Origin of the sequence: Arthrobacter sp. Leaf337, from assembly GCF_001423745.1 — a bacterium.
GTDB lineage: Bacteria > Actinomycetota > Actinomycetes > Actinomycetales > Micrococcaceae > Arthrobacter.
In genome coordinates, this window is sequence record NZ_LMPC01000006.1 from 115,637 (window position 1) to 141,688 (window position 26,052).

The window sequence follows — 26,052 nt, forward strand, 5'->3', positions numbered from 1 at the left end:
GGACCCTAGACATGTGACCAATTAGTCACCTATTCTGGACTTGTGGACGCCGTATTCAAGGCCTTGGCCGACTCCACCCGTCGCGACCTTCTGGATGAGCTCTTCGCGAATGACGGGCAGACCCTCCACGCCCTCGAGGCGCACTTCGACATGACGCGCTACGGAGTCATGAAGCACCTCAGGATCCTGGAGGAAGCCGGCCTGGTGGTGACCCGTCGTCGGGGGCGGGAGAAACTCCATTTCCTGAATCCGGTGCCCATCCGGCTGGTCCACGACCGCTGGGTGAGCAAGTACGCCGAACCATGGGCCGCTGGCCTCAGCGACCTCAAAACCAGATTGGAAAGTCCCATGGAAAAGATCTTCGAAATCTATATCAAGACCACCCCGGAGCGGCTTTGGGAGGCCATCACGGACGGGGAGATCCGCAGCAAATACCAGTTCGGGTCCGTCATCACCTCCGACTGGACACCGGGCGGCCGGTTCGAGATGGGCAATCCCAAAGCCGGGGAGCTCCTGGGTGAGGGCGAGAACCTGGAGGTTGACCCGCCGCGCCGGCTCGTCCAGAGCATGCGGGCCCTGTGGGGCGAGGACGTCAAGGCCGAAGGCACCTCGCGGGTCACCTGGGAGATCGAGCCGGTGGGCGATTCCTGCCGATTGACCGTCACGCACGACCAGCTGCGCGAAGGCGCCAACGACCAGCTCTACGGCGGCTGGCCGATGATCCTCTCGGGCCTGAAGACCTGGCTGGAAACCGGCGAGCTACTCACTACGCCCGGCTCACTGATGTACACCTAAGGTGACCGGGCTCAGGTGACCGGCGGCACCCAACCGGGTGCCGCCGTCGTACTTTTCCGCTAGTTCCCTTGCCGGGCTACTGCCCCGGCGCACGGTAGGACGGTGTCTTCTTGGCCGCCTCGTCGATGTCTTCCGGCGTCATGAGCGGCTTCAGGCGGACGTTCACGGAGCCTGTCGAATTGATCATCAGCGAAAGGGCTGCGGCGTCGGCCTGGCTGGGGGCGTCAAAAACCCCGAGGACATCAGTGTCCCCGAAGGCGTAGTAAAAGCTCTCGAGCGATCCCCCCACGGAGTCGAGCGCCTGGACCAGCGCCTCACGCCGCTTGGTGCCACCTTCGCGCATGAGCCCCTTGATTCCCTCGCCCACGTAGTTCGCTTCGAACAGATATTTGGTCATGGTCTTTCCTGTCTTGGAGCGGGTCCCCGGAGTGGGGCCGTGCGCACAGCGTAGGCTCACTTCCCGGCACTGACAACGGGTTCCGGAAAGATGCTGCGGAACGGGAGAGCGGGCTTGAACCACACCTCGCGGCGGGTCCGGCGGCAGACCTCGCGGCGATCGCTGCCGAGCTCGGCTACACCGATCATGCCCATCTGACGAACGACTTCCAAAGGACCCTGGGATTCACGCCCAGCACCTACCGGCGGTCAGTCCGCCAAGACCAGGCAGGGCGCCAGGCCGGGAATCAGGATAGCCCCGGCACGCCGTCGCGTTAGCATTGGTCCCACCACGTCTGACCACGCCTGACCAGGAGAGCGCATGACGCACATCGTTGACTTCGAGAACGTTTCTACTGCCGGCTTGGAATCGTCGCCGGTCGCCGACGCCGCCGCCGGATTGCGCGCCAATGAGGCCCGCTATTTCCGGAACAAGTACAACCACGTCTTCACCGTGAGCCCTGCCGGCGAGGTTCCGGAGGTGGTGGACCGGGTGAGCCGGATCCTCCGGGACGAGCGCGACATCGTCATCGGATCACGCCCCCTGGAAGCAACCGACTTCGAAGTCGACGGTTTGCGGATGTCCTACGTTTTCTACGAGTCGGGGCTGTCGATCAACGTCATGTACAGCATCGAGGACGGCGGGAAGCGAGCCGTGGGGTTCAAACTTGCCGACGGCATGGACATTCCGGAGGAACTGGCGTCACGCTTCAAGTTCGCCCGCCAGAAATCAAAGCTGGCAGGCGTCATCCGCGGCTCCTACTTCGTGATCAAGGGCGAGTACTGACAGGAGGTTGCTCTCATGGCACACATACAACGTTTCGACCATGTCGGCATCACCGTCGCCGACCTCGATGCGGTGACGGCCTTCTTCGTCGGGCTGGGTCTCGAGGTCGAGGGCCGGACGTTCGTGGAGGGCGAGTTCCTGGACACTGTCTGCGGCATCCCGGACTCCCGCACCGAGATCGTCATGCTGCGCCCGCCCGGCGGTGGTGCCGGGCTGGAGCTCGCGAGCTTCGTCCGGCCCGCCCACGAGCCCGGGTCGCCCGCCGCGATGGCCAACGAGCTGGGGCTGCGCAACGTGTCCTTCGAGGTCGACGACCTCCAGTCGGCGGTGGATGGGCTGGCCGCGGACGGCTACCGGCTGGTCGGCGGCATCGGCCAGTACGAGAACAGCTGGCGGATGGCGTACGTACGCGGCCCGGAGGGGATCATCGTTTCCCTCGCCGAGCGGATCGGCTGAAGGTGGTTCTGACAGACCCTGCCTGGCGGTATATAAATCAGGTAATTTGAGTGGAGGACACCGGCAACTGGCGCCGCAGTCCTTCCCCACTCCCTGAAAAGGACTCTTCACCCGTGCCTCCCGCGACCTCCGTTTCTGCACGCGACCGCATGCCCTTCGGCGCGCTGCTGGTGCTGTCGATGATCGGCTTCACCGCCATCACCACCGAGCTGCTGCCCTCCGGCCTGCTCCCCCAGATCAGCGCCGGCCTCAACGTGTCCGAGCCCGTGGCTGGCTACCTCACCGCCGGATACGCCGCCATCATCGTGGCCACGGTGATCCCGGCCGCGATGCTGCTCGCCCGCATCCCCCGCCACACCCTGCTGATAGGGCTCGTCCTGACCTTTGCCATCAGCAACGCCCTCGTTGGCCTGGTGTCCGACTTCGGCGCCGCCCTCGCTGCGAGGCTGGTGGGCGGCATTGCCCACGGCCTGCTCTGGACCGCGATGGCCCCCTTCGTGGCGCGCATCGTTCCGGCCCACAAGGTGGGCAAGGCCATGGCCATCGTCTTCAGCGGCAACAGCCTGGGCCTGGCCATCGGAGCCCCGCTGGGAACCGCTTTGGGCGGGCTGATCGGCTGGCGGGCGTCCTTCCTCCTGCTCGCGGGCGCCGGCGTCGTCCTCGCGGGCCTGGCCATGTGGCTGCTGCCTGCTGTCCGCCGGATCCCGGATGCCCCTCGGCCGTCGCTGCGCAAGGCAATAGGCCAGCCCGGCGTGAAATCGGTGGCAATCGCCTGGCCGCTGATGCTCATGGCCCACTTCGCGCTGTTCACGTTCATCGCGCCGTTCCTCCGCGAGGCCGGCCTGCCTGACTACACAATCACCCTCTCCCTCACCGTCCTGGGATTCTCCGGGCTGGTGGGCATCTGGATCGCCGGCATCACCGTGGACATGCGGCCTCGCCGTTCACTGCTGATTACGACGGCGATAATCGCCGCCGCGTACCTCCTCCTCCCGCTGGGCGGCAGGACCGTCCCCGGCGCCCTCGTGCTCATGGCGGTGTGGGGTGCGGCCTTCGGAGCGATCGGCATCTACAACCAGTCGGCCATCCTTCGCGCCGGCAGGGAGTACCGGGAAGCTGCCAACGGCCTGACCGTGCTGACAATCCAGTTGGGTATCACCATCGGCGCGCTGTACGGCGCGGCTGCCCTCACGACGGCGGGCCCGCTGATGGTGCCGGTCGCTGCTGCGGTGCCTGTCGCCGTCGCGCTGGCGCTTGTGGTGACCGGGCGCAAGCACGCCTACCCGCCGGGGCCGAAGGAAGCGGGGTTCGTTGCGGCTGAAAAGTCGGCGGCGGGCGCACCGGTCCCGGACGCGGCCGACGCCGCTGTTTCAGCGGACGCGCGTGCCGATGCGCCGGCCGAGGCGGGCGTGACCGCGCGCCCATAGACTCGCGGGCAACGGTGCGGCACCGCCACGGGACGGTGCCGCACGTGATGCTTCCCGCCGTCGGCTAGGAGCGGCGGCGGGAAACTCTTTCGACCCGAAAACTATGTCACCCGGCGCTCGCGCCCGTTGTCTGGGACGGGACGGCCCCGATCTGCTGCATGAGGCTCAGCGTGTCGGAGGAGCCCCAGTGCTCGGCCACCTTCCCGTCCTGGATGCGGATGATGTCCGCGCTGCTGAATTGCACGCTCTTGCCGCTTGGCGGAACACCAAGGAACTCGCCCGTGTGCGTGCCGGACAGCACCACGTGACCAGCCTCAAGATCGCCCTCGGCCAATGTCGGATCAAGTTTGACGGTGAGGTCGGGGAACGCCGTGCGGATGGCGTTGGTGTAGAACTTCACGCCGTCCTTTCCCGGCGGCTGCCCTGGCATGGGGTCCTCGTGGTCCTGGATGTCGTCCAGCACATATTCATCGATCAGGGCGAGATTTCCGCCTGCCAACACTTCTTCGTAAAACCGCCTGAGGAGTCCAGTTCCTTCAGACATTGTCGGCTCCTTTGTTCGGTGAGACCTTTGGATATTTCCCCCGGTCCATGGCCGCCGGCGCTCAGCGACGGCGGCGCGTTACATGCCCATCCCGACCATCGCCGCGGGGGTGAGGGCAACGCCGAGCGCAATCACGGCGAGTGCCACCGCAACGGAGCGGTTGGCCAGCTGTTTCCAGGGCAGCATCTTCTCCGCGGCGATGAAGGCACCGATCAGTGCCATCCAGCCGATGCTCATCACCCCGAGGGCGAACAGGGCAACCATCAGCGCCCAGCAGCACGCGACGCACCAGGCCCCGTGCTCCACTCCCATCACCAGCGCGCCCCGGTAGCCGGGCCGCATGCGGTGCAGGATGAAATCCATGGGCGTCCGGCATTTCATCAGGCTGACATTCTTGGCGGGGGTCAGCTGATAGACCGCCGCGACCAGGATCACCCCGGCTGCCAGGTAACGTCCACCCTGGTCCGAGCCGAAGAGCCCGGGAGCCAGCGACGCCACCGACATATACAGCGAGTAGGCCACCAGCCCGAAGGCGGTCCATGCCAGCAGGTAGCCAGCCACGAACACCGCTGTTGCCCCGGCAGGCGCGTACCGTCCCGTTTCTCTCCGGTGCCGCTGGATCCGGTCATAGGCCACCACCATGGGCGCCACTGACGGGAACATCATGGCCGCCAGCATCACCACCCATGTGGCGACGAAAAACCCCAGCGGCCCCGGGTCCGTCCAGCGGCCCATGTCCATCCCGCTCAGCTGGGTTGAGGTGAGGATCCAGCTCGCTGCTGCGAGGACCAGAAGGATGGCGACGAGCCCGGCTTCCCGTGGGTCGATCCGGGAGGCCGCCTTGGCGTATGCCGGAGAGTGGGCGTGCGCCACCGGCTGCACGCCCACTCTCCTAAACAGCTTCCGGTGGTACATCGGGCGGGCCTTAGCCGCGGCCCTTGGGAGCGCCCTCAGCCATTTCGCTGGCGAAGGTGAAGTCGGACGTCTCGCCATACACGCCGTCGAACTCCATGCCGAAGCGTTCCGGGTGCCCCGGTCCCTTGCCGATCCGGAACTCCGGGGCAAAGCCGAACATCGCGTTCTTCACGGTGGTCACGCCGCCGTCGGGGCCGGGCAACGGCTCGAAGGTGACAACCACGCGGCCCGCCACCGAGGCGGACGGCGTATCCCCGTCGGAGAACGAGACACTGGCGCGTTCCAGTCCCAGCCAGTCGCCGTACAGCGCTGCAAAGTCACCGAACGGGCCGCCGGCCTGACCACGGAGGATGCTCTCGAGGGCGTCCACCTGGGCGTCCGAAGCACCCTCGTCGACGACAGCCCCCACTTTCCAACCGCCTGCGGAAAGGTTGGTTGGGAACCAGTTGAAGAACGCGAAGTCGACGCCGGACAGGTCCGTTTCATCCATCGTCCCGGTCGCGATATGGAACACGTTGAAGCCGCGGCACTCGCCGTCCGGGCCGGTGGGCACGCCGTCCACGGGGCACGGGCAGATCAACGAGCAAGTGCAATTGCCAACGTATGTTCCCGAAATTTCCCAAGTCACAGGACCCTCCTCGCTGGCGCTGTCGCCAAGCAGAAGCGGCCCAGAGTCAGCGCCGAAAATATTGGAATACGGGGCGGAAGGGCCCCGTTAAGGCAGACAATATTCCCGCGCAATCTGGGTGTCAATATGGCGTGAAAACAATGAATTTGGGGCGCGGATAAGAAGTTTGGCGGGCGTGCGTGGGGGCCCTTTCAGCCAGGTTTTGGCGCTCATTCTGGGACGCGCCCACAGCTCATTTACGTTCCCGCCACAGCAGCGTCACGCCGAAAGCCACCGCGCCCAGCACCAGCATGGTCAGAACCATGAGGCCCCAGTTGGCCTGGTTCACGCCGCTGCCATAGAAGATGCCGATCATCACCGTGGCCGTGATGGCGCCCAGGTACCGGCAGGTCTGGAAGATCCCGGCGGCCACCCCGCGCTCGTGCGGCTGGGTGGAGACGTACATGCCCTGGCTGGACGCGATGCTCACCACGCTCCACGGAATGCCCATCAGGGCCGTTAGCAGCAGCACCAGCGGGATGGCGAAGGAGGCGGTCAGCAGCCACATGGCTCCAGCGGCGGCCACCAGGAACAGGACCCCGGCGATCAGCACCCGCCTTACACGGAAGCGATCGATCGCACGCACCGCGAACGGCGTCGCGATCACGGACATCGCTGCCAGCGGCAGCATGAGGAGACCCACGACGCCGGGATCGTAGCCGGCCGCTTCCTGCAGCAGCTGCGGCAGGCCGAAGAACGCAAAGTAGTAGATTCCGTTGAACACGGCGAAGCCCAGGTAGACCAGGAGCAGCGGCCGGTTCCTGCCGAGCAGCCGCAGGTCCAGGAAGGGCGGGCTGAACTTCAGTTCACGCCAGACGAAGAGTGCAGCCAGCACCGTGCCGCCGGCCAACAGCCACCAGCGTGCGTCCGGCAGCACGTTCAGCAGTGCCATCATGACCAGCGTCAGGGAGCCGATGAAGCCGAGGATGCCCGGAATGTCCGAGTCTCTGAGGAGTTCGGCGGCACTGCCGCGTTCCCGGTCCTCGTCTATCGGGGCATACTTCCGGACGATGAGCAGCGCGGCCAGCGACAACGGCACATTGATCATGAACAGGGCCTGCCAGCCGACCAGGCTCACCAGCAGGCCGCCCACCACCGGTCCCACCGCCGCCGCGGACGTGTTGGCCATCTGGATCCGGCCGAGCGGCCTCGTGGACTTTACGTTGGCGGTCCGGGCCAGGGCACCGACGATGACAACGGCACTCGGATACGCCGTCGCCGTGCCCAACGCCATGACGGCCCGGGCGACGCACAGGAGGGCGAAGTTCGGAGCGAAAGGCGCCAGCGCGCAGGTGACCGCCACCAGCACCATCCCGAAATTGAACAGCCGCCGCGGCCCGAAGCGGTCCGCCAGCCGGCCCATCAGCGGCTGGCCCGCCGCGGAGGTGAGGTAGAAGGCGGTGATCACCCAGGTGACCGTGGCGACGTCGAGCCCGAAGTCCGTGCGCAGCACCACCAGGGCGACGGCGATCATGGACGAGTTCAGCGGGTTCAGGGACGTGCCCAGGCTGAGGCCGGCGACGGCGAGGGCTGTCCGGGGTTTGTTGCTCACGGAAACAGTCTGTCCCAGATCGGAGTCGGGTAGAACTACGTTACGCGGCCGGTGTTCACCCTCAGGCCAACTTCCGGCCGGGCTCTTGGCGGCCCGGCGGCGTTGACCTGTTGTCCGCTGGACCCGTTGCTATACCGGAGAGCGAACACTAGTGTTCGGGCCATGGCTGCGTCCGGGGGAACCGTTCATCATCGACTGCGCACCACTTTGTTGTCGGTGGCGTGCGTCGCCATCGTCGTCTTTACCTCAGGATGTGGCTCGCCTCCACGCGCTGGTGGTGCGGTCGTCAGCCAAACCTTCACGACGCCGTCGGCCGCCCCTTCCTCTTGCTCGCCTGCCGCACCGGCGTCCGCCGCAGGACTGTCGCCGAGCATGACACTGGCGCCGGTTCCAACGGTGCCTCCGGCCCCTTCCGGTCCAGTTACCGACGACTGCTTGACCCCGGGCGCGAAAGGAGCCGTCGCCAACCGACAGTTGGTGTGCCAGTACTTCACTTCCGGTTCGTTGATCCCGGCTGGCGTACCCGCTGGTGAGGGACTGAGTTCAGGCGACTACGCCATCAGGTTCAGCTCCGTGGGCGGCAGTCAGTTGATGACCGTGCGGATCCCCTGCGCTTCCTTTGCGGTGAGGGTCAGCATCATCGACCAAACAATCACGCCGGATCCGGGGACGATGGAAAGTTTCGCGGACACGTGCGAGTTCCCGTGGGACCAGGAACAGCAGCGGATGGCACAGCATCTCCAGGCGCCGCTTCAGTTCGAACGAAAGGACACCGGGATCGCGCTACACAACGCCGAATGGGGAGTCACGCTCTTCGGCACTCCCTACGAGACGCGCTAGTCCCGCTTTCCGGCTTCCCCCTGCGGGGCTCTTTGGCGGAGTAGTCGGTTAAATGTCAGACCCTTCCACCAGACTTTGAGTATGGAAAGCACCGCAGTATCTGACGCATTGGACGCTGTCGCGGCGTCCGTCGCTGCACTGTCTCGCCACATCAAAAGTGCGCGCCCTGCCGGAGGTGCACCGTCGGATCTCTTGCGTCAGCTTGCCGATGACTGCCTGGACGGGCTCACCGAAGCGAGCCGGCTGGAAGCCAAGACCGCAGCCCTCAAGGTCGAACTGGCTGCAGCGCTAGTCGAGGCTACAAAGGCCATGGAATCCCCGTCTGCCTCGCCGCAGCAGCGGTGCGCCACGGACATGGCCCTGGTAGCCGAGGTGGCCTGCGTCCTGACCATCAGCGAGAGAACCGCAGGAGCCTTCCTGCACGAGGCGCGGCAGCTCACCACAGCCCTGCCACTAACACTCGCCTCCCTCCAGGCCGGGACCATCTCCTGGCAGCACGCCCGGATCCTCGTGGACGAAACCACCGGCTTGGACCGGGCGGCCACGGCTGGACTGGAAGCGCATTTCCTGGACCCTGATGCTGAAAACGCTGCCCGGGGATGCCCTGCCGGGGAGCTCGTGCCCTCCCGTTTCCGCGCCAAGGCACGCACCTGGCGGGAGCGCCATCACTCTGTAAGCATCGAAAAACGACACCAGGCCAGTGCCCAGGACCGGCGCCTCGAATTCACACCGGACCGCGACGGCATGGCCTGGCTCTCCGCCTACCTGCCGGCCGATGCCGCCGCTTCCATCTGGAACCGCGCCACCGCCGCGGCCAGAGCCTTCCAAGGCCCCGGCGAATCGCGGAACCTCTCCCAGCTCCGGGCAGACACTGCTGCAAACTGGCTCATCGCCGGCGTAGCGGATGGTGTTCCGTCGCCGAAGGCGCAAGTCCTCGTGACGGTGCCCGTGTTAACGCTCATGGGCGCCACCGAAGAGCCAGCCATGCTGGACGGCTATGGACCGATCCCGCCCAGCATGGCCAGACGGCTCGTCGCGGATGGTGCATCCTCGTTCCACCGTGTCCTGACCGACCCGGCCAGCGGCACCCCGCTGGAGATCGGACGGTCCAGCCACCGCGTCCCGAACGTTTTGCGCCAATGGCTGCGCCTCCGCGACGGCAGGTGCCCGTTTCCCGGCTGCAACAACCAGTCCCTCGACAACGAGGCGGATCATGCTCTCGCTTGGCACGAGGGCGGCACCACTGGCGTCTCCAACCTCAGCCAGCCCTGCCGCAAACATCACCGGCTCAAACACACCACCGGCTGGCAGCCAATGGACGCCAGCCGCGACGCGCCGCCCGGCTGGATGGCCCCGTCAGGGCGCCGGTACACCAGCGAAGAACAAGACTGGGAGCCTCCCTGGCAACCCCACGACATCCCGTGGCCACGCGATCTGCCTGAACCGGTACAACCCGGTGAATTCCCCCCTGACATTGGTGCATACCTGCCCGACCCCGCGTTGGTTGACCCGCTGCCCGACTGGGAAATGTGGCTCGCCGCGTAGTTGGGCGCTGCCCTGTTGGGCGCTGCCCTGTTGGGCGCTGCCCTGTTGGGCGCTGCCCTGTTGGGCGCCGCGCTGTTGGGCGCTGCCCTGTTGAGCGCCGCGCTGTTGGGCGCTGCCCTGTTGGGCGCCGCGCTGTTGAGCGCTGCGCTGTTGAGCGCTGCCGCCGTTACTTCGCGCCCTTCGCCACCGTGAACAGGAACGTCGAGTCCTCTTCGGCCTCCAGGCTGTGCAGTCCGTCGGGCACGATCAGCAGGTCACCGGGCTTACCCTCCCACGACTCTTCGCCCGCGCGGAGTCGGAGGCTGCCCTGCAGGACAAAGACCGTGGCGTCGCCCGGGTTCTGGTGCTCGCTCAATTGTGTGCCGGCCTTGAGGGCCATGACGGTCTGGCGGAGCACCTTCTCATGTCCGCCATAGACGGTGTCCGCAGCACGCCCGTTGCTCGCTGCAAGGGCCGCGGCGAGCTGCTGCCGGGCCAGGGCCTCGATCGATATCTTCTGCATGAGGCCACGGTACCCACAAGGACTCCCGGGCGGTATAGGCCGGTGGTCCCTCATCCGGAACAGCCGGTTAATCGCGAGCGGACACGTGCGGCCCCGTTCACCGGGGCCGCAACTGTCCGCTCGCCCCGTCCCACCACTCAAGCACGCGCGTGCCGAAGAAGGTCAGCCACTTGGACGGCTCGCCGGGCGCAACATCGACCTCGAACCACACCCGGCCCGGGTGGCGGCGCTCCTGCAGCCACCTGCCGTCAGATCGCCGGGCGGCCCGTACCAGTTCGATAGCATCGGCCAGCCGCGGATCGGGGGCGGCGCCGTCGTGCAGGGCCGCTGTCCTGAAGTAGTCCGCGGCGTTGAGCGCGCTGTAGAACGACCGGAACGGGTACGTGAACCGCGCCACCCACGGCCCCACGATCTCGCCCGTGGACAGCGTGCGGAGCAGCCTGCGCTGCAGCAGGTACTCCTCACCGGCCCGGCGGGCGGCCCGCAGCCGGCTGGTTCCGCCGGTCGCGGCCTCGTAGTCCAGCAGGCCCTTCAGGGCGTTGAGGGTGGAATGGAAGGAGGACCGGGTGGAGCCCTCCACCCACTCGCAGTTCCAGCCGCCGTCGGCCATGCGGTGGTCCAGGAACCATTGGGCGATTCCGGAGACATCTGCCCCGAGCCACACCCCGTTGGCGAGCGTGTAGGCGTTGATGCAGCAGTCCACCTCGCCGCCCCAGTACGGCAGGTTGTCGTACTCCCAGCGGCTGTTCACGGCGAGCAATTCGGCGGTGCCGGCGAGGGCGGCTGCATCGAGGCCCCAGTCACGGAGGGTGTTGAGCGTCCACGTGGTTGCGGTCCACGGCTGGCCGGCACCCTCGGCCGCCTCGAGGCCGTGGGTTGCCTCGAGGCCGTGGGTTGCCTCGGGGCCGTGGAAGTCGAAGTCGCGGGGGAAGAACGCTCCGCCCGCCCACTGGCCGTCGGGGTCCTGCAGCGCGAGGAGCCGCGCGGCCAAACCCTCCGTCGCGAGTCTGTCGCGGGTCGCTTCCCAGATGTCACGGGGAGCGCCAGCGAGATCGCGCTCGACCTGCCAGCGGAGAGCCGGGTCTGAGTCCAGCAGCCAATTGAGCAGGGAAGGGTCCACAGCCATGCCCGGCAGGCTACCACGGGCGCCGGGCCGCCGGGCCGCCGGGCCGGCGGGCTGGCCTTTCGGTCCCAGCGCCCGAAGAGCAAACGCCAAGCCATCTTGCTGAAGCTATCGAATATCGATAGTATCCAACTGTTATTCGACAGCCAAGGAGATCTGATGGGAAAGCTGACTGTCCTCGCGTTGCGGATTGTCCTCGCGATGGGACTGGCCGGTTCGGTATTTGTGCAGGCGGTGATGGTGCCACTGCTGGCCCGGGACCTGAACGAGGACATGGGGCCGGACATCGCCCGCGTCAGGATTCCGGTTCTCGTGATCGTTCTCCTGGGCATCCTCACCGTCCAGGTCACCATGGTCTGCGTCTGGCGACTCCTCACGATGGTGCGGCGGGGAACTGTGTTCTCCCACGCCGCCTTCCGCTACGTGGATGTGGTGACAGGCGCCATCGCCGCCGCGTCCCTGCTGGCCTTCGGGCTCGGCGCCGTCCTCGCCCCGGGCGAATCGGTCGCCCCCGGCGTTGTCCTCCTGGTCGGAGGCGCCGGCGTGCTGATCGCGGGAGTGGCGCTCGTCGTCGTCGTACTGCGCATTCTGCTGGCGCAGGCGGTGGCCCGCGACGCCGAAGCCAAGCACCTGCAGGACGAACTGGACGAGGTGATCTGATGCCCATCGTCGTCGACATCGACGTGATGCTTGCCAAGCGGAAGATGCCCGTGGGTGCACTCGCGGACCGTGTCGGGATCACGCCCGCCAACTTGGCGGTGCTCAAGAACGGCCGGGCCAAAGCGGTGCGCTTCACCACCCTCGAAGCCTTGTGCGAGGTCCTGGAGTGCCAACCCGGCGACCTGCTGCGCTGGGAACCCGGGGAGTCGGCGGAATCCGAGGAGTCCGCGGAACCCGACGGTCCGGCGGGCTAGCCTATGGCTTGCCCCGCCGGACCATCCGGATCTCGGGGAGCTCCTCCCACTCGGGTGGCAGCAGTTTGCGTGACCCGTCAGGCCGGAAGCCGTGTTTGAGGTAGAAGGCCTGCGCCCGGGGATTGTCCTCGAGCACCCAGAGGTACGCCGGTGAATCTCCGATGGCGGCCTGGAGCAGGGCCGAACCAAGGCCACTGCCGTGCGTCCGCCTGAGCGTGTAGATGGTATACAGCTCCAACGCTGCAGGCCCGTCCTCATCATGACCGGGACCCGCATCGGCCAGACCCACCACTTCATTGCTGTCGTCCAGGGCAATGAGACGAGGGTCAGTGGTTGCCAGGAATTGTCGCCGCTGTTCGACGCGCTCGGGAATGCTGGCCCGCCGGGCGCGAAAGAATTCGGGTGACAACTGGTGAACGTAGCACTCCTCGTGGACCAGGGTGTGCATGCGCACTACGGCGTCGGCATCCTCAGGCGTGGCCTGGCGGATTTGAAATTCCATGGTCCCAGCCTAATCAGCGGCCGGCCGCCCTACCCATCCGATCTTACGAAGCCAGCCGGTCAAAATGGGCAGCACCACGGAGCTGTGCATTGCGCTGAGGTGATCCAGGCCAGCGAGGACTTGTACGTCCCAACCTGCAGCGATGAGGGCCGCCTGGTGTTGGGCCAGAGGTTCACCGATCCGCACTCGGACTCCGCCCCATTGGGCGCTGTAGTCAATCTGGTCTTCGGCACCGGCAAAGGCAAGCCTCGGCAATTCAGGCGGGACGTCGGCGGCGAAGTCATCGAACCCTTGGAGTGCTTCATACAGCGTGACGAACTGGCGCGTTTGCGACTCGGTCGTCTGGACGGAAACGTGGTCCCAGTCTCCCGGTTCGGCGTCGGCAACCGGAACTGCGGACTGGTTAGGAGCCGGGTTGGACGACGCCTGGGACATGGCGTGTGCGGCGCGGGTGACCGCCAACATGCTCTGGTATGGTCCGTCCACCGGCGGAAACCCACCCATGGCCAGGGCCTGGAGACGGTCCGTGCGGAGGGCGAGTTGGAGCCCGCTCAACGCAAGCCAGGAGTAGCCGTAGTAACCGAAGGCGTGGGCTCCCGCAGCGTCCGCAATTGCCAGCAGATCGGCGGCGAGGTGGTCGGGGGTCAGCGTGTCTGCCGCAGGATGGGCCATCCGGTGGCCTTCGTAGTCGGCCGCGATCACGCGGTTCGTCCCGGAAAGCCCGCGGACCAGGGCCAGCCCCACGTCAGGATCCCCGCCCCATCTGCGCATGGTCTCGGCCTCGACAGTCCCATACGGTTCCAGCCGGACTGGCAGGAGCAGCGCCGGCCCCTCCCCCTGCACCGTGAGAGCTATTCTTGAGCCGTCGTGGAGGACAGCTTCACCGCTTTCTGCCATTTTGATCCACACCTTCCAGGCGATACCGAGGCGCTATCCCGCGCGCTTCCTGCGGTCCTTTCTCAAGCCCAACAGGTAACTGATGAACAGGAAGACGCCGATTCCCCCGAAAATGGCGGTCAGGACAACGCCTGCCCCCCGAAAAAATACGCCGTCGCTTTCATACCCGAGGACGGTCGCGTTGCCCGGATCGGACTCCCTGTAGACCACGGTGACGTCCTCGCCCACCACAGGGTGCTGGTCATGGTCCACCGTGACCCAGGTGTAGTGAACGAATCCGTCGCCGGACTGAAACTCGACTTTGATCTTCCGCTGGGAAGCCTTCGATTCATCGTTGAAGACGGTGACTACTCCAGGGACCTGCTCGCCGGTCCGGACGAGCTCGTCGTCGGCCTTAATGAGGAGCGTTCCGACGACGATCAGCACCGGCCCGAGGCAGAGAACCAGCGCTGTGATCGCGAGGTTCGCCCACCTCCCCGGCGACCGTCTGGCTTTGCGGTTCACTGTTACGTTCGGCGAGGTCACGGTCCCATTCTGCCCCAGCACCGATCAACCGGTGACCGCCGGAATTAGCGATCCTCGGAGCCATGAGTCAACCTCCCGCTGGGAACGCAGCCTGACGACGACGACATGCGGGTATTCGGTCACAAACTGCGGCATCAACCCGGAGTACTTTCGCCGGGTCCGAATAGCCCAGCGGACGATGTGGTCACTATCCGTGAAGAAAGTCAGCAGCGGCCGCGCAACATCGTACTGCCACTCAGTGGTCCACGAATCAGCGCCCACCAACCTGTTCACATCGGCAAGAAATTCTCCCCGCGGCGTCCAGTCCGGCCCATGGAAGATCGCGTCAATCTCCGTGTGCTTACCGCCCGTGATGGCTGCGATCCGCGCAGCCAGGGTGGTCTTGCCTGCGCCCGCTACGCCCCAGCCCGCGCGGCCAGCGCCCCGCTGAGGTAATCGAGGTGGGCCGGCGTGGTGGCGGTAGTGCTCGCGGCGTACTCGGGGTGTTTGGTGAGGAACTTCTTGATGTAAGGGCACACCGGCACGATGCGCAGCCCTGCGGCCACGGTTTCGTCCAGGGCCGCGGTGGCGAGCCTGCCCGCCAACCCCTGGCCGCCGTATTCCTCGTTGATTACCGTGTGGTAGAAAATCCGCTGGGGCGAGTCGCCGGCGTCGTACGCTTTGTACGCCGCCTTGCCGATCACGGTGCCTGCCACCAGCACTTCAAAGCGCTCACGGTCCGGGTTATGGCGGATGGTCACATCACTCATCGGGAATCTCCTTGATAGCAGCTCTCGCTACAGCCTAACCTCGAGGCATCTGCCGTTATTTCCGACCACACATCTGAACGCACTCGTGACCTAGGAGCGACAATGACCGCCAACGACAACGAAAACCAGATCCTGGACCAATGGAGCCACCGGCTGGCGCAGGCACTGCAGCTCCTGGACCTCGATTTTGACCGCGAGCTCATCCTTGACCTGGCCGGAGAGTCCGCGCGGTCCGTCACCCACGCCGCGGCGCCAATCACCGCGCTGATGGTGGGCTACGCGGCGGGACGGGCCGCCGGCACCAGCACAGCCACCGGCAGCGCGGGTTCCAAGGAGGCCTCCGCGGCGGCGGTCGCGCAAGCCGCCGACGTCGCCTTCCGGCTGTGTCAGGACGGAGCCGACGGCGGCCCGTCCAGCAAAGGCTGGGCAGACACCGCTCAGTAGCAGACACCCAGTAAAGACTCGCCCGGTAGGGTTGACTCAACCCCAACCGACCGGAAGGCACGCAGCATGCAGGTCCCGCTTTACGTATGGATTGTCACCGTCATCGGCATCGTGGGCCTGCTGGCCTTCGACTTCTTTTTCCACGTCCGCAAGGCGCACTCACCGAAGCTGAGGGAGTCGGCCACGTGGTCCGCGATCTACGTGGGAATCGCCCTGGTCTTCGGCATCGGCGTCCTGGTGTTCGGCGGCCCCACCATGGGCACGGAGTACTTCGCCGGCTACGTCACCGAAAAGGCCCTGTCCGTCGACAACCTCTTCGTGTTCCTGATCATCATGGCCAGCTTCAAGGTTCCGCGCGCTGACCAGCAAAAAGTGCTCCTGTTCGGCATCGTCTTCTCCCTGATTGCCCGCACCGGCTTCATCTTCCTCGGCGCCGCCCTGATCAACAGCTTCGCCTGGGTGTTCTACATCTTCGGCCTCATCCTGCTGATCACCGCCGGCAACTTGCTCCGGCCGAACTCGCACGACGACGACTCCGAGGGTCTGGTGGTCCGGCTCGCCAGGAAGTTCCTCCCGGCGTCACAGCACTACGACGGCGACAAACTCTTCACCGTGGAGAACGGCAAACGCGTCCTGACCCCCATGCTCCTGGTCATGGTGGCGATCGGCGGAACCGACATCCTGTTTGCGCTGGACTCCATCCCAGCCATCTTCGGCCTGACCCAGAACGTGTTCGTCGTGTTCACCGCCACAGCCTTCTCCCTCATGGGCCTGCGGCAGTTGTTCTTCCTTATCGACGAACTACTGGACCGCCTCATCTACCTCTCCTATGGCCTGGCCGCGATTCTCGGCTTCATCGGAGTGAAGCTCATCCTCCATGCGCTGCACGAAAACAACCTGCCGTTCATCAACGGAGGCGAACACGTGACCGTCATCGAGATCAGCACCGGCCTCTCGCTGACCGTGATCATCGGCGTCCTGGTGGTCACCGTGCTGGCCTCGATCTACAGCCCCAAGGGCAAGGCCAAGAACATGGTCTCCGGCGCCAAGCGGCACGCCACCGAGTACGTGGACCTGAACTACGAGACGGGCATTGCCGAACGCGAGGAAATCTTCAACAAGATGCTGCGCGAGGAGGCGGAACTCAGGAAGCTCCCGGAGAAGTACAAGCGGCTCATCCGCGACGAGACCGAGTTCATGGACCTCCTCAAGCAGGCCCACGCCGAGCACGACGCCGCCCTGCAGCGGGAGAACCTCGCGTAGGAGTGACCTTGTTCCGGCTCAGTACACCACGTCGAAGTTGCTGAACTCGCCCGTCGCGGGCGATACCGATTCCTCCACGTGGTCCACGCGCCCCGGCGCGTCGCTGGACCTCAGCCAGCGCCGGAACTCCAGAACCATCGCCTGCGGGCCTTCGACGACGACAGCGACAGTACCGTCGACGTCGTTCTTCACCGTTCCGGTCAGCGAGAGTTCCTCAGCCTTCCGCACGGTCCAGTACCGGAAGCCGACCGCCTGGACGACCCCCTCGACGCGGGCCTGCAGGCGGACGTCCGGCCCCAAGTCCTTATCTGCTGCGTGAGCCATGGTTCCAATGTAGCCTCGCGGCGGGGGGTTCTGCTCCCCACCCGGCCGGTCCACGGGCATTGTGCTCGCGGCGTGCTTGGCCTTGCCGTGCTTGGACCGCGACCACACCAGGACGGCGCCGATGGCAGCGACGAGCACCGGGATGGTCACGCCCAGCGGTTGCGCCCAGTCCTTCACGAGTGAACTCAGCACGTAGCCCAGCTCAATCTCCACCTGGATGTCCTCCCGGAACGTCTCCAGGCTCAGGTCCGGCCCGTCCTCGGCGGTGGCAAACAGCTGCAGGGTCATGGTCTTCCGCCCCGGATCCTTGGGCGTGATCCACCAGCGCCACTCCGCAACGCCTTGTTCCGGGACCAGCATCTCTCCGCTCGGATTTCCGGCCCTCTCAACGGTTATGCCCGGTCCGGACAGGTCAGCGCGCATCTCTTCGCACACAATGGGCGCACGGGTCTGCACCGGGTTGGGTCCGGGGATGTTCTTCTCATGGCCCGCGCCGGGGTCGCCCAGGGTCACGTGCAGGACGAACTCCCTGGTCTCCCCCTGCCGCATGGGCGACGGCGGCCTGAAGGTCAGCTCGCCCTGGACGCAGGTCTCCAGGATTTCCTTGGCCCGCCTGGCCCGTTCGAAGGCAGTGGAGGTGGCACGCGGGGTTGAAGTGGGGCGCAGCGTCGGGAACGGGCCAGGTCCGGCGCCGGGCTTACTTTCGGCAGGGCCGCCGTCACTGGGGAGGGGACGTGTAGCAGTGGGCGTCGCGGTGCTTGCAGTGGGCGTCGGTTCCTCATTCGGCAGCGGCGTGCAGGCGGCCAGGCCCATCACGACAAACAGCGCCACACATATCGCCGCGCACAGGGCTGCCAGGGCGGATGCCATTACCTTCGCACCGCTCACGAGCCGCTGCTTCCCCAATGCGTACATCAGAACCCCGACTACTGATCGGACCGTGTCCTGATTCGAGTCTGCGCGGGCCCACGGGGCCAGTCAAGGAGCCCGTACAGGCCGCCGCACGCTACTTCGAGGGCCGCAGCGAGGTGATCATCCGCCGGATATTCCGGTACTCGCCCGTCTCCACGTACAGCTTCGCCTTCTCCCAATACGGGAGCGACGGATCGCCGGGCGTGGTGTTGTTCGCCGGGTCGTAGCCCGCCCCGAACACGGCCCCGCTGGGCGGCCACCGGAACAGCAGGAAGATGGGACATGCCAGCGTCCCGATCTCCTCCGGAACCATCGTGATGCCGTAGGCCGCGATGGTCTCGGCGGTCCGGGCGGGCGCCAGTGCGTCTCCGCGGATCTCGAACATAAAGCGGGGTGCGTTCCCGTCCGCCACGCCCTTCTCGGCCAGGGCGGTCATGGGTTCGGAATCCAGCACGGCAAACGGGTACTGCTGGACGCACTCCGAACCGGTCACGATCCTGGTCTCCAGGACAGCCATCGGCTTCCCTCCCGCGTTCAAGACGTCCACGTGTTCGCCGCCGAGCGGTGATTTTCCGACCGGATCCACAATGGTCCAGTCGCCCGGGTAGTCGAACGTCAAGCCACCGTCCGACGTCGTGAACGTCTTCCAGCCGGACGCCGTCGGGGACGGCAACCGGCTCGGGGACGTGACCGACGGCGCCGGTTCAGCCGCCGGGGCGCCCGCCGTCGCGCTTGGCGGCACGGCAGTCCCGCTGGCCGATCCGGTGGCGGTATCGCGCACAGACCCGTTCGCCGTCGCGCTCGACGTCCCGCTGGCTGAGGCTCCTGACGCGGTGGCTGTCGCGGATCCGGCGTCGGACGGAGCAGGTGGCGGGCCGCAGGCTGCCACAAGCACTGCGAGGCAGGCGCCCGCAGCGGCTGCTGTGCCGGAACGTGCTGCTCCGGGACGTGCCGGTCCGGACGATCGAAAGCCGGGCTTCAGTGATCGGCGCATGCAATCCTCCTCATGAAGCTGAGGAACTCATTGTGGCCCCGCCCTGACGCGACTCGCGCGGGACGGGGCAAGTTGCCGCCAAAACGTTGCGCACCGCAGGTTGCCCCGCAGTGCGCAACGGTCGCGTTTCTGCCCTGTCCGCCTAGGCCGGCCGCAGGGAGGTGATCATCTTCTTGATGTTCTTGTACTCCTGGGTGCCCATGTACACCTCGGGGGTGTCCACATGCATCTCGTTCCCGGGGGTGGTGTCGAAGGGGTCGTATGCACCCCCGAACATCGCTCCGCTGGGCGGCCAGGTGAAGAAGTGGAAGATGGGGCACGCTTCGGTCCCGGTGGGTTCGGGCGCCGTGGTGATGCCGTAGGCGAACACCGTCATCAGCTTCGGATCCGTGGCGGTGGTGTCCGTTCTCGTCTCGAAGGTGTACCGGGGCACGCTGCCGCTCTGTTCCAGTGCCGGAAGGGGCACGGATTCGTACACACCGAACGGCTGCTTTACGGTGCATTCGGAGCCGGTGACCATGTTCGTCCGGAGGGAGGCAAGGTTCTTGCCGTTGGCGTTGGTGATTTTCACGAACACTCCCCCGGGGGCTGCTTCGCCGGCTGCCTCCGTGAGCTTCCAGTCTTCCGGATAATCAAAGGTCAGGCCGTCCGCCGTCGTATAGGACTTCCAACCTGCTTCCGGGGTGGCGGAAGGCGACGTGGAAGCCGTGGCGCTCGTGGCTGGCGTGGACGAGGGGGAAGCGGTGGACGTGGCGGTGGCTGCCGGGGAACTCGTCGACGGTGACGAGGCCGGCGGTCCGCAGGCAACCAGCAGAAAAGCGAGGCATAGGGCCCCCGAGACGGCGATGGCCGAGGGTGCTGAGCGGTGCATCTGTTCTCCTGAATCTCATGAGACCGCGAATAATTCCTCAATTCTGGACTGCGGCGCGCCTCCGCCCTAGCAATAAATCCAATCGATGTCTAAATGTTATCGCCACGCCCACGGCACTCCGGATTTCAGCCCTTCCCCGAAGCTTGATAGAGCTTAACCAATGCAAGAATTCCTCACCCCGGCAATGCCCTTCCTGGCCATGACGCTCGCAGTGGCGGCTGGACTGGTCCTCTCCTGGCTGATCCGCAAGACCGTCCTCCGGCTCAACCGCCGCCGTCCGGAGCTGCAGTCCACTTCCCGTGTGGCGCGGCTCCCGCTGCGCCTCGCCCTCTGCCTGATCGGCGTCCGGATCGCGCTGGCGCTGACAACGCACGACGGCGGGTGGAGGTCCGCCGTCGACCACCTCCTGCTGATTGCCCTCATGGGGTCCCTTGCCTGGCTCGCCGTGGCCGTGCTGCTGATCGTTGAGGCCCTGGTCCTCGGCCGCTACAGCGTGGACGTGGCCGACAACCGCCGAGCCCGACGCCTGCGGACCCAGATGATCCTGGCCCGACGGATCGCCGTTGCGCTCATCGTGGTGCTGGCGGTGGGCAGCGTCATGCTGACCTTCCCCGCGATCCAGGCGCTCGGCGCGGGGCTGCTGGCCTCTGCCGGCGTGATCTCCATCGTGGCCGGCCTCGCCGCGCAGACCTCGCTGGTGAACGTGTTCGCCGGCATGCAGCTCGCTTTCACCGACGCGATCCGGGTGGACGATGTTGTAGTGGTCCAGAAGGAGTGGGGACGGATCGAGGAGATCACCCTGACCTACGTCGTGGTCCACATCTGGGACGACCGCAGGCTCATCCTGCCCTCCACCTACTTCACCACCACGCCGTTCGAGAACTGGACCCGCCGCCAGTCCGAGGTGATGGGCACCGTGGAGTTCGACCTTGACTGGCGCGCACCCATCGAGGACATGCGGGCCGAACTGCGGACCGTGCTCGACGGAACGGCACTGTGGGACGAGCGCGTGGGAATCCTGCAGATCACCGATGCCACCAGCGGCTACGTCCGGGTGCGGATCCTGGTGAGCGCCGCGGACAGCGCCGCCCTTTTCGACCTGCGCTGCCTCATCCGCGAAGCCATGGTCACCTTCCTGCAGCAAGGCCACCCGGAGTCGCTGCCGCACGTGCGCTGGGAACCTGTGCAGCCTGCGCCCGCCCGGGAGATGTCCCGGCAGCCCGCAGTCGAGGCCCGCGAGGCCCGCGAGGCCCGCGAGGCCCGCGAGCCAGCACAGCCAGTGCATGGGCGTCAGCCATCAGATCCGCAGGACTCCCAGCTTTTCACCGGGTCCCTCGAAGCGATCGAGCGGTCCCGCGCGTTCACCGGCCCCGGCGAGGAGGTCTTCGAGGACCGCGACAAGACCCTCTCGGCACGGAACTAGCGGGCCCTTTCCTGCCCGGCCGATCTGAACAATAATCAAACCGAGCCCCATCATCAGACCAGCCGCAAGCAACTGAGGAGACCAGGCCATGACCACCCACGCAGACCCCGCAACGGAACCCCCTGTCAGCGAGGCGGCGGACAACGACGACGAGGTGACCACGGACCCCGGCTGGTTCCACAAAGCGGTGGTCTACCAGATCTATCCGCGCAGCTTTGCGGACTCCGACGGCGACGGCATCGGCGACCTGCCAGGCATCATCAGCAAGCTGGACTACCTGCAAAAGTTGGGGGTCGACGTCGTCTGGCTCTCCCCCATCTACACCTCCCCGCAGGACGACAACGGCTACGACATCAGCGACTACCGCGACGTTGACCCCCTCTTCGGCACCCTGGCCGACCTGAAGGAACTCACCGACGGGCTGCATTCGCGGGGAATGAAGCTGGTGATGGACCTGGTGGTCAACCACACCTCGGACGAGCACCCGTGGTTCGTGGAATCACGTGCCTCCAAGGACAGCCCCAAGCGCGACTGGTACTGGTGGCGGCCGCCGCGTCCGGAGCCGGCAGGCGGCGCAGGCGCGGAACCGAACAACTGGGGTTCGGCGTTTTCCGGCCCGGCCTGGGAATTCGACCAGGCCACCGGCGAGTACTATCTCCACTTGTTCTCCCGGAAGCAGCCGGACCTGAACTGGGAAAACCCCGAGGTCCGCGCCGCCGTCTACGACATGATGAACTGGTGGCTGGACCGTGGTGTGGACGGATTCCGGATGGACGTCATCAACTTCATCTCCAAGGACACCGCGTTGCCGGACGGGCCCAAGGCGGACGGCATGCTGTTCGGCGACGGCAGCCCGCACTTCATGTCCGGACCGCGGATCCACGAATTCCTGCACGAAATGCACCTGGAGGTCTTCGCCGGCCGCGACAAGCCGCTGCTGACCGTGGGCGAAATGCCCGGCGTCACCGTGGAAGACGCCGTCCTGTTCACAGACCCCGCCCGGCGCGAGGTGGACATGGTGTTCCAGTTCGAGCACGTGGCGCTGGACCAGGAGGACGGCAACAAGTGGCGGCCCAAGAAGCTGCGGCTGACGGACCTGAAGAAGTCCCTGGGCCGCTGGCAGGAAGCCCTGGCCGGGCGCGGCTGGAACAGCCTCTACTGGGGCAACCACGACCAGGCCCGCGCAGTGTCCCGCTTCGGCGACGACGGGCAGTACCGCGAACTCTCCGCCAAGATGCTGGCCGGCATCCTGCACCTGCACCGCGGTACGCCGTACGTGTACCAGGGCGAGGAACTGGGCATGACCAACATGAGCTTCGGCGCCATCAGCGACTACCGCGACATCGAAGTACTCAACCACCACCGCGAAGCCACCACCCATCTGGGCCATACCGATGCCGACGTCCTGGCCGCTCTGGCACCACTGAACCGGGACAACGCCCGCACCCCGGTGCAGTGGGACGCCACCCGGCACGGCGGGTTCACCACCGGCGCGCCGTGGATCGCGGTCAACCCAAACACCAGCCACATCAACGCCGCGGAGCAGGAGGACAACCCGGGCTCCGTCTTCAGCTTCTACCGCCAGGTCATCGCCCTGCGGCACGCCGAGCCTGTGGTGGCGGAAGGCGATTTCACCATGCTGCTGCCGAATGACGAGCACGTGTACGCCTTCCGGCGGTCACTGCCGGCTCCGTCCACGGGGCCCGGTTCTACCACGGGGCCCGGCGTCCAGTTGCTGGTGCTGGGCAACTTCTCCGGGGAGGACCGGACCGTGGAGCTCGACGGCGGCGGCTGGGGCGATACCGAAGCCGGCGCGGATGAGCCCGAGCTGGGCCACTACCCGGCCGAGCTGATCCTCGGAAACTACCCAACCGACGACGCCGGGACACACGGAGCCGGGACGCACGCTGCGATTACGCTGCGCCCCTGGGAACTGAAGGTCTTCCGCCGGCAACACAACAACTGAACCGTCATCCTCAAGGCCGTTAACCAGCGAAGCAAGGAGAGCATCATGACCATTCCACCGCTGCCGGAGCCGGATCCGTTCCCGCCGGAGCCTGGACCCACCGGCCCGCCGGATCCGGACAATCCGTTCCCGCCCAGCAGGCCGGACCCCACGGAGCCCCGCCCGCCGCACCCCGGACCGGAACCGACCCCGGCGCCCGGTCCGCTGCCGATCCCGGACCCGGGTCCCATGCCGCCGGTGCCGCCGTCGCCGAATCCCGACCCCACGCGGTTCTAGGACTTCACTCCCCGACCCCAGGCTCAATCACCGGGGACGGCTCAATCACCGATGCTGTGCAGGAACCGGCGGACTTCGGTATTGAACGCCGCCGGCGTTTCAGCGGCGACCATATGCCCGACGTCGGGAATCACCGTGAGCTGTGAACCTGGGATCTGGCGGTGCATCTCGTGCGCCACCGCCAGCGGCGATCGCACGTCTTTTTCGCCGTAAAGCAGCAGAGTCGGCACTTTGATGCCGGGAAGCACGTCGCGGTAGTCTGCGTGGCCGCTTGCGCTCAGCATTGCCCGCATTCCGGCGGGATGGAAGTCGGCCATGATGGCGCCGGCTTCTTCGACGACGGCGGGATCCGCCCGCGCGGTGAACAGGGTGGGCATCCACACAGGGATGAATTGCTCGGGCGGCTGGTCCAGCTCGGCCAGGATCTGGGCGTACCTGCGCTCGACTTCCTCCGGCGGCAGCGAGCCGGCCCAGCCGGCATAGGCCGAAACCAGCAGCAGGGACGCTGCCATGTTGGGGTGGCCGCGGTACAGTTCCAAGGCAACCCCGGATCCCCAGGACAGCCCAAGGACATGCGGTTTCCGCGGCGCTACCTCGCGGAGGAAGCCGGCAAGCACATCTCCCAGTTCCTTGCCGGAGAAGTCCGCCGGAGGATCGTCGGACCGGCCGCAGCCCGGGGCATCCCAGGCAATGACGGTGAACTCGTCGGAGAGCCCCTCCAGCTGCTGCCGCCAGCTGCGGCTGTCCTCGTAGGCGCCGTGAAGAAGCACCAGCGGAGGGCCTTGGCCCGCGCGCTGGTAGCCGATCCGCAGTCCTGAAATGTCAACGGTGTCCATGCCGCACCGCTCCTTTGTGGAGCTGACCCTGATGGGTTGATTCTAGGCCGATCAGGGTCAGCTGCCTACAGGACAAGTGCAGCGGTTGGGCCTCAGATCAGGGTGATGTCCCTGGTCCGGTGATCGTAGTTGAAGGTGATCCGGCCACCGGGGTGGTGGAGTTCGTGGTTTGCACCGTCAAACGCACCGAACGCGCCGTAGTTCTCGTCCCAGGAACGGTTGAGCGCGATCTTGAACGTGTAGTGCCCGGCGGGAAGGTCGGTGGTGAGCTTCCACAGCTGGTCCACGGCATCCAGCGTCATCTGCGATTCGTCGTACTGCGGCGCCCAGTTTGCCGGTGCACCCAGGAGCACATTGAAGTCGCCCGCGATGGCAACTGCCTCCGGCTGGTCGATCGATTCAACACTGGGAGCCTCTGCCGGCGTTTCCTCGCTGGCCTTGGCCGGCTTGGCAGCAGCCTTGCGCGTGCGCACGGCCTTCGCCACCGGCGCCACTGCATCTTCAATCAGCTCGGCAGCCTTTTCAACCACCTTGGCAGCCTTGGACGGCGCCTTTTTCTTCGGGGCGGCCTTGGGAGCTTTCGCGGCAGCCTTCGGGGCTGCAGCCTTGGCGGGGAGCTCCGTGGGAACCGGTACGTCAGCCGGCACCGGGGTGCCTTCGGCAAGGGCCGTGGCAAAGGTGTCCGGATCCGGGAACGCAACGGTGGCGCGGAGGCCGTCGTCGGTGATGGTCCAGCCGCTGCGTCCCTTGACGAGCCAGCCTGCCTTCACGAGCTTGCTGGTGGCGGTGGTCAGCGCCTTGTGTCCCCGGGGGATGCCTCCGCTGAGCAGCTCACTTTCCTTCTCGTTCAGCGGTACCCGGACCGTGGCCTGGGCCAGGACTGCGCCCGCGCCGAGGGTCTCGCCTGACAGGACGCTTTCCGCGAGGATGTCGAGCACTGATTTGAGTCGAACAGTGGTGGTGTCTGCAATAGCCGTGGGCATATTTGTCCTTTCGAGCAGGTGATCACTCAGCATTTTGCCAGTGAACTGTAACTAGAGGCGACTATGGGCGTTAACAACGTGTGTCGTGACCGACTATGACGCCGAATGCGGCACAAGTGATCTTAGGGTCTCAGCTGATCGGCGGAAACATTAGGACTTTGGGCCTGTTGACAAGGCGCCCGGGCTCGTTTTCGTCAAACCGCCACCCGAGCGAAGCCTGCGTGGAGGTTGCGGATAATGACGGTGCCGCCCAGCAATTGCGTCTTCGCTTCGAGCTGTTTGACCAGCTCTTCGTTGACCGCACCGAAGATTTCGATGGTCCGGAGCCGGACGAGGGGCGCAATCGGAGGGAACCGCGGTCCGGCCACCTCCAGGTGGAACTCCAGCGACGCCAGGTCCTGGTGGACCTGGAGGACGTTCATGCGGGTGCCGTCGTCCGAAAAGTAGACGTCATAGGCGATGATCCGTGGCTCATTGGCTTCGACAAAGCTGGCAAGGTCCTCCATGGCGACCTTGAGCTCGCCAAGCTTCCCTGGCTGAACGTCGGACGTATCGAGGTAGACAAGGAAATCACTCATGCTGCCC

At 66.0% G+C, this 26,052-nt stretch carries 30 protein-coding genes; 13 read left to right on the forward strand and 17 right to left on the reverse strand.

Annotation, left to right across the window (positions count from 1 at the left end; genetic code table 11):
- The first annotated feature begins 42 nt into the window (after window positions 1-42).
- The gene (locus ASF98_RS06750; RefSeq protein WP_055799291.1) at window positions 43-795 is read left to right on the forward strand and encodes an ArsR/SmtB family transcription factor; all 753 of its coding nucleotides are present in this window, start codon (window positions 43-45) and stop codon (window positions 793-795) included.
- 76 nt (window positions 796-871) lie between these two features.
- Here ASF98_RS06750 and ASF98_RS06755 read toward each other — a convergent pair whose 3' ends face one another.
- Window positions 872-1,192: a GYD domain-containing protein gene (locus ASF98_RS06755; protein WP_055799294.1), complete on the reverse strand. Its 321-nt coding sequence runs from the start codon at window positions 1,190-1,192 to the stop codon at window positions 872-874.
- Window positions 1,193-1,552: 360 nt separating this feature from the next.
- On the opposite strand from ASF98_RS06755, the gene ASF98_RS06760 reads away from it, so the two are divergent.
- The 3 genes from ASF98_RS06760 (at window position 1,553) to ASF98_RS06770 (ending at window position 3,900) form a co-directional block, all read left to right on the forward strand.
- Window positions 1,553-2,017 (forward strand): hypothetical protein, encoded by a 465-nt coding sequence (locus tag ASF98_RS06760; protein ID WP_055799297.1) that lies wholly within the window; start codon window positions 1,553-1,555, stop codon window positions 2,015-2,017.
- 15 nt (window positions 2,018-2,032) lie between these two features.
- A complete protein-coding gene (locus ASF98_RS06765) occupies window positions 2,033-2,473 on the forward strand; it encodes a VOC family protein (protein WP_055799300.1) in 441 nt (146 codons plus the stop codon).
- 113 nt (window positions 2,474-2,586) lie between these two features.
- Window positions 2,587-3,900 (forward strand): MFS transporter, encoded by a 1,314-nt coding sequence (locus ASF98_RS06770; protein WP_055799303.1) that lies wholly within the window; start codon window positions 2,587-2,589, stop codon window positions 3,898-3,900.
- Between the two features lie 106 nt (window positions 3,901-4,006).
- Here ASF98_RS06770 and ASF98_RS06775 read toward each other — a convergent pair whose 3' ends face one another.
- The 4 genes from ASF98_RS06775 to ASF98_RS06790 all read right to left on the reverse strand — a co-directional run bounded on the left by ASF98_RS06775 (window position 4,007) and on the right by ASF98_RS06790 (window position 7,578).
- Complete coding sequence (locus ASF98_RS06775) at window positions 4,007-4,444, reverse strand: ester cyclase (RefSeq protein ID WP_055799305.1); 438 nt, start codon at window positions 4,442-4,444, stop codon at window positions 4,007-4,009.
- A 78-nt stretch (window positions 4,445-4,522) separates the two neighbouring features.
- Window positions 4,523-5,326 carry a DUF2182 domain-containing protein gene (locus tag ASF98_RS06780; RefSeq protein WP_235505655.1) on the reverse strand — a complete coding sequence of 268 codons (804 nt, stop codon included), beginning with the start codon at window positions 5,324-5,326 and terminating at the stop codon, window positions 4,523-4,525.
- A gap of 43 nt (window positions 5,327-5,369) precedes the next feature.
- Window positions 5,370-5,987 (reverse strand): DUF1326 domain-containing protein, encoded by a 618-nt coding sequence (locus ASF98_RS06785; protein ID WP_055799311.1) that lies wholly within the window; start codon window positions 5,985-5,987, stop codon window positions 5,370-5,372.
- A 232-nt stretch (window positions 5,988-6,219) separates the two neighbouring features.
- A complete protein-coding gene (locus ASF98_RS06790) occupies window positions 6,220-7,578 on the reverse strand; it encodes an MFS transporter (protein ID WP_055799314.1) in 1,359 nt (452 codons plus the stop codon).
- A 921-nt stretch (window positions 7,579-8,499) separates the two neighbouring features.
- On the opposite strand from ASF98_RS06790, the gene ASF98_RS06800 reads away from it, so the two are divergent.
- Window positions 8,500-9,963: an HNH endonuclease signature motif containing protein gene (locus tag ASF98_RS06800; protein WP_055799319.1), complete on the forward strand. Its 1,464-nt coding sequence runs from the start codon at window positions 8,500-8,502 to the stop codon at window positions 9,961-9,963.
- A 166-nt stretch (window positions 9,964-10,129) separates the two neighbouring features.
- Here the strand turns inward: ASF98_RS06800 and ASF98_RS06810 are convergent, their stop codons facing one another.
- Entirely contained in the window at window positions 10,130-10,465 is a 336-nt protein-coding gene (locus tag ASF98_RS06810) for a cupin domain-containing protein (RefSeq protein WP_055799323.1), read from the reverse strand.
- A 97-nt stretch (window positions 10,466-10,562) separates the two neighbouring features.
- On the reverse strand, window positions 10,563-11,591 hold the full coding sequence (locus ASF98_RS06815) for a hypothetical protein (RefSeq protein ID WP_055799326.1): 1,029 nt from the start codon (window positions 11,589-11,591) through the stop codon (window positions 10,563-10,565).
- 156 nt (window positions 11,592-11,747) lie between these two features.
- On the opposite strand from ASF98_RS06815, the gene ASF98_RS06820 reads away from it, so the two are divergent.
- Both ASF98_RS06820 and ASF98_RS06825 read left to right on the forward strand, forming a co-directional pair.
- Complete coding sequence (locus tag ASF98_RS06820) at window positions 11,748-12,248, forward strand: DUF2975 domain-containing protein (protein WP_055799328.1); 501 nt, start codon at window positions 11,748-11,750, stop codon at window positions 12,246-12,248.
- Window positions 12,248-12,502, forward strand: a complete 255-nt coding sequence (locus ASF98_RS06825) for a helix-turn-helix domain-containing protein (protein WP_055799332.1) — start codon at window positions 12,248-12,250, stop codon at window positions 12,500-12,502. Before ASF98_RS06820 ends, ASF98_RS06825 begins: the two co-directional genes overlap by 1 nt.
- Window position 12,503: 1 nt before the next feature.
- On the opposite strand, the gene ASF98_RS06830 is transcribed toward ASF98_RS06825, so the two are convergent.
- The 4 genes from ASF98_RS06830 to ASF98_RS06850 all read right to left on the reverse strand — a co-directional run bounded on the left by ASF98_RS06830 (window position 12,504) and on the right by ASF98_RS06850 (window position 15,175).
- Window positions 12,504-13,004 carry a GNAT family N-acetyltransferase gene (locus ASF98_RS06830; protein ID WP_055799334.1) on the reverse strand — a complete coding sequence of 167 codons (501 nt, stop codon included), beginning with the start codon at window positions 13,002-13,004 and terminating at the stop codon, window positions 12,504-12,506.
- Window positions 13,005-13,013: 9 nt separating this feature from the next.
- Window positions 13,014-13,901 carry a hypothetical protein gene (locus ASF98_RS06835; RefSeq protein ID WP_055799483.1) on the reverse strand — a complete coding sequence of 296 codons (888 nt, stop codon included), beginning with the start codon at window positions 13,899-13,901 and terminating at the stop codon, window positions 13,014-13,016.
- A 33-nt stretch (window positions 13,902-13,934) separates the two neighbouring features.
- The gene (locus ASF98_RS06840) at window positions 13,935-14,426 is read right to left on the reverse strand and encodes a DUF3592 domain-containing protein (protein WP_055799338.1); all 492 of its coding nucleotides are present in this window, start codon (window positions 14,424-14,426) and stop codon (window positions 13,935-13,937) included.
- Between the two features lie 395 nt (window positions 14,427-14,821).
- On the reverse strand, window positions 14,822-15,175 hold the full coding sequence (locus ASF98_RS06850; protein WP_055799341.1) for a GNAT family N-acetyltransferase: 354 nt from the start codon (window positions 15,173-15,175) through the stop codon (window positions 14,822-14,824).
- 102 nt (window positions 15,176-15,277) lie between these two features.
- Between ASF98_RS06850 and ASF98_RS06855 the strand changes: the two genes are divergently transcribed.
- Window positions 15,278-15,619: a DUF6457 domain-containing protein gene (locus ASF98_RS06855; RefSeq protein ID WP_055799343.1), complete on the forward strand. Its 342-nt coding sequence runs from the start codon at window positions 15,278-15,280 to the stop codon at window positions 15,617-15,619.
- A gap of 66 nt (window positions 15,620-15,685) precedes the next feature.
- Complete coding sequence (locus ASF98_RS06860) at window positions 15,686-16,882, forward strand: TerC family protein (protein ID WP_055799345.1); 1,197 nt, start codon at window positions 15,686-15,688, stop codon at window positions 16,880-16,882.
- Window positions 16,883-16,900: 18 nt separating this feature from the next.
- Here ASF98_RS06860 and ASF98_RS06865 read toward each other — a convergent pair whose 3' ends face one another.
- Window positions 16,901-17,206 (reverse strand): acylphosphatase, encoded by a 306-nt coding sequence (locus ASF98_RS06865; protein WP_055799485.1) that lies wholly within the window; start codon window positions 17,204-17,206, stop codon window positions 16,901-16,903.
- Between the two features lie 1,006 nt (window positions 17,207-18,212).
- On the reverse strand, window positions 18,213-18,737 hold the full coding sequence (locus tag ASF98_RS24705) for a hypothetical protein (protein WP_235505657.1): 525 nt from the start codon (window positions 18,735-18,737) through the stop codon (window positions 18,213-18,215).
- A gap of 16 nt (window positions 18,738-18,753) precedes the next feature.
- On the opposite strand from ASF98_RS24705, the gene ASF98_RS24710 reads away from it, so the two are divergent.
- Window positions 18,754-19,128, forward strand: a complete 375-nt coding sequence (locus ASF98_RS24710; protein WP_235505659.1) for a hypothetical protein — start codon at window positions 18,754-18,756, stop codon at window positions 19,126-19,128.
- Between the two features lie 126 nt (window positions 19,129-19,254).
- Here the strand turns inward: ASF98_RS24710 and ASF98_RS06875 are convergent, their stop codons facing one another.
- Window positions 19,255-19,983: a hypothetical protein gene (locus ASF98_RS06875; RefSeq protein ID WP_055799351.1), complete on the reverse strand. Its 729-nt coding sequence runs from the start codon at window positions 19,981-19,983 to the stop codon at window positions 19,255-19,257.
- Window positions 19,984-20,143: 160 nt separating this feature from the next.
- On the opposite strand from ASF98_RS06875, the gene ASF98_RS06880 reads away from it, so the two are divergent.
- The 3 genes from ASF98_RS06880 to ASF98_RS06890 all read left to right on the forward strand — a co-directional run bounded on the left by ASF98_RS06880 (window position 20,144) and on the right by ASF98_RS06890 (window position 23,648).
- Window positions 20,144-21,406, forward strand: a complete 1,263-nt coding sequence (locus ASF98_RS06880) for a mechanosensitive ion channel family protein (RefSeq protein ID WP_235505660.1) — start codon at window positions 20,144-20,146, stop codon at window positions 21,404-21,406.
- A gap of 88 nt (window positions 21,407-21,494) precedes the next feature.
- Window positions 21,495-23,372 (forward strand): alpha-glucosidase, encoded by a 1,878-nt coding sequence (locus ASF98_RS06885; protein WP_235505662.1) that lies wholly within the window; start codon window positions 21,495-21,497, stop codon window positions 23,370-23,372.
- Between the two features lie 45 nt (window positions 23,373-23,417).
- Complete coding sequence (locus ASF98_RS06890) at window positions 23,418-23,648, forward strand: hypothetical protein (protein WP_055799355.1); 231 nt, start codon at window positions 23,418-23,420, stop codon at window positions 23,646-23,648.
- Between the two features lie 41 nt (window positions 23,649-23,689).
- On the opposite strand, the gene ASF98_RS06895 is transcribed toward ASF98_RS06890, so the two are convergent.
- From ASF98_RS06895 to ASF98_RS06905, 3 genes are all read right to left on the reverse strand, one after another.
- Window positions 23,690-24,484, reverse strand: coding sequence for an alpha/beta fold hydrolase (locus tag ASF98_RS06895; RefSeq protein ID WP_055799358.1), 795 nt, complete (start codon window positions 24,482-24,484; stop codon window positions 23,690-23,692).
- 92 nt (window positions 24,485-24,576) lie between these two features.
- Window positions 24,577-25,467: a pullulanase X25 domain-containing protein gene (locus tag ASF98_RS06900; protein WP_055799360.1), complete on the reverse strand. Its 891-nt coding sequence runs from the start codon at window positions 25,465-25,467 to the stop codon at window positions 24,577-24,579.
- Window positions 25,468-25,661: 194 nt separating this feature from the next.
- On the reverse strand, window positions 25,662-26,045 hold the full coding sequence (locus tag ASF98_RS06905) for a hypothetical protein (protein ID WP_055799494.1): 384 nt from the start codon (window positions 26,043-26,045) through the stop codon (window positions 25,662-25,664).
- Between the last annotated feature and the right edge of the window lie 7 nt (window positions 26,046-26,052).

Excerpts from the sequence above, each read along its gene's own strand:
- ASF98_RS06755 (WP_055799294.1), bottom strand. The coding sequence starts at position 1,192 with ATGACCAAATATCTGTTCGAAGCGAACTACGTGGGCGAGGGAATCAAG.
- ASF98_RS06825 (WP_055799332.1), top strand. The coding sequence starts at position 12,248 with ATGCCCATCGTCGTCGACATCGACGTGATGCTTGCCAAGCGGAAGATG.
- ASF98_RS06855 (WP_055799343.1), top strand. The coding sequence starts at position 15,278 with ATGACCGCCAACGACAACGAAAACCAGATCCTGGACCAATGGAGCCAC.
- ASF98_RS06765 (WP_055799300.1), top strand. The coding sequence starts at position 2,033 with ATGGCACACATACAACGTTTCGACCATGTCGGCATCACCGTCGCCGAC.
- ASF98_RS06820 (WP_055799328.1), top strand. The coding sequence starts at position 11,748 with ATGGGAAAGCTGACTGTCCTCGCGTTGCGGATTGTCCTCGCGATGGGA.
- ASF98_RS06865 (WP_055799485.1), bottom strand. The coding sequence starts at position 17,206 with ATGGCTCACGCAGCAGATAAGGACTTGGGGCCGGACGTCCGCCTGCAG.
- ASF98_RS06760 (WP_055799297.1), top strand. The coding sequence starts at position 1,553 with ATGACGCACATCGTTGACTTCGAGAACGTTTCTACTGCCGGCTTGGAA.
- ASF98_RS06895 (WP_055799358.1), bottom strand. The coding sequence starts at position 24,484 with ATGGACACCGTTGACATTTCAGGACTGCGGATCGGCTACCAGCGCGCG.
- ASF98_RS06850 (WP_055799341.1), bottom strand. The coding sequence starts at position 15,175 with ATGAGTGATGTGACCATCCGCCATAACCCGGACCGTGAGCGCTTTGAA.
- ASF98_RS06860 (WP_055799345.1), top strand. The coding sequence starts at position 15,686 with ATGCAGGTCCCGCTTTACGTATGGATTGTCACCGTCATCGGCATCGTG.
- ASF98_RS06900 (WP_055799360.1), bottom strand. The coding sequence starts at position 25,467 with ATGCCCACGGCTATTGCAGACACCACCACTGTTCGACTCAAATCAGTG.
- ASF98_RS06885 (WP_235505662.1), top strand. The coding sequence starts at position 21,495 with ATGACCACCCACGCAGACCCCGCAACGGAACCCCCTGTCAGCGAGGCG.
- ASF98_RS06830 (WP_055799334.1), bottom strand. The coding sequence starts at position 13,004 with ATGGAATTTCAAATCCGCCAGGCCACGCCTGAGGATGCCGACGCCGTA.
- ASF98_RS06775 (WP_055799305.1), bottom strand. The coding sequence starts at position 4,444 with ATGTCTGAAGGAACTGGACTCCTCAGGCGGTTTTACGAAGAAGTGTTG.
- ASF98_RS06800 (WP_055799319.1), top strand. The coding sequence starts at position 8,500 with ATGGAAAGCACCGCAGTATCTGACGCATTGGACGCTGTCGCGGCGTCC.
- ASF98_RS06905 (WP_055799494.1), bottom strand. The coding sequence starts at position 26,045 with ATGAGTGATTTCCTTGTCTACCTCGATACGTCCGACGTTCAGCCAGGG.
- ASF98_RS06835 (WP_055799483.1), bottom strand. The coding sequence starts at position 13,901 with ATGGCAGAAAGCGGTGAAGCTGTCCTCCACGACGGCTCAAGAATAGCT.
- ASF98_RS06890 (WP_055799355.1), top strand. The coding sequence starts at position 23,418 with ATGACCATTCCACCGCTGCCGGAGCCGGATCCGTTCCCGCCGGAGCCT.
- ASF98_RS06815 (WP_055799326.1), bottom strand. The coding sequence starts at position 11,591 with ATGGCTGTGGACCCTTCCCTGCTCAATTGGCTGCTGGACTCAGACCCG.
- ASF98_RS06875 (WP_055799351.1), bottom strand. The coding sequence starts at position 19,983 with ATGCACCGCTCAGCACCCTCGGCCATCGCCGTCTCGGGGGCCCTATGC.
- ASF98_RS06880 (WP_235505660.1), top strand. The coding sequence starts at position 20,144 with ATGCAAGAATTCCTCACCCCGGCAATGCCCTTCCTGGCCATGACGCTC.
- ASF98_RS06810 (WP_055799323.1), bottom strand. The coding sequence starts at position 10,465 with ATGCAGAAGATATCGATCGAGGCCCTGGCCCGGCAGCAGCTCGCCGCG.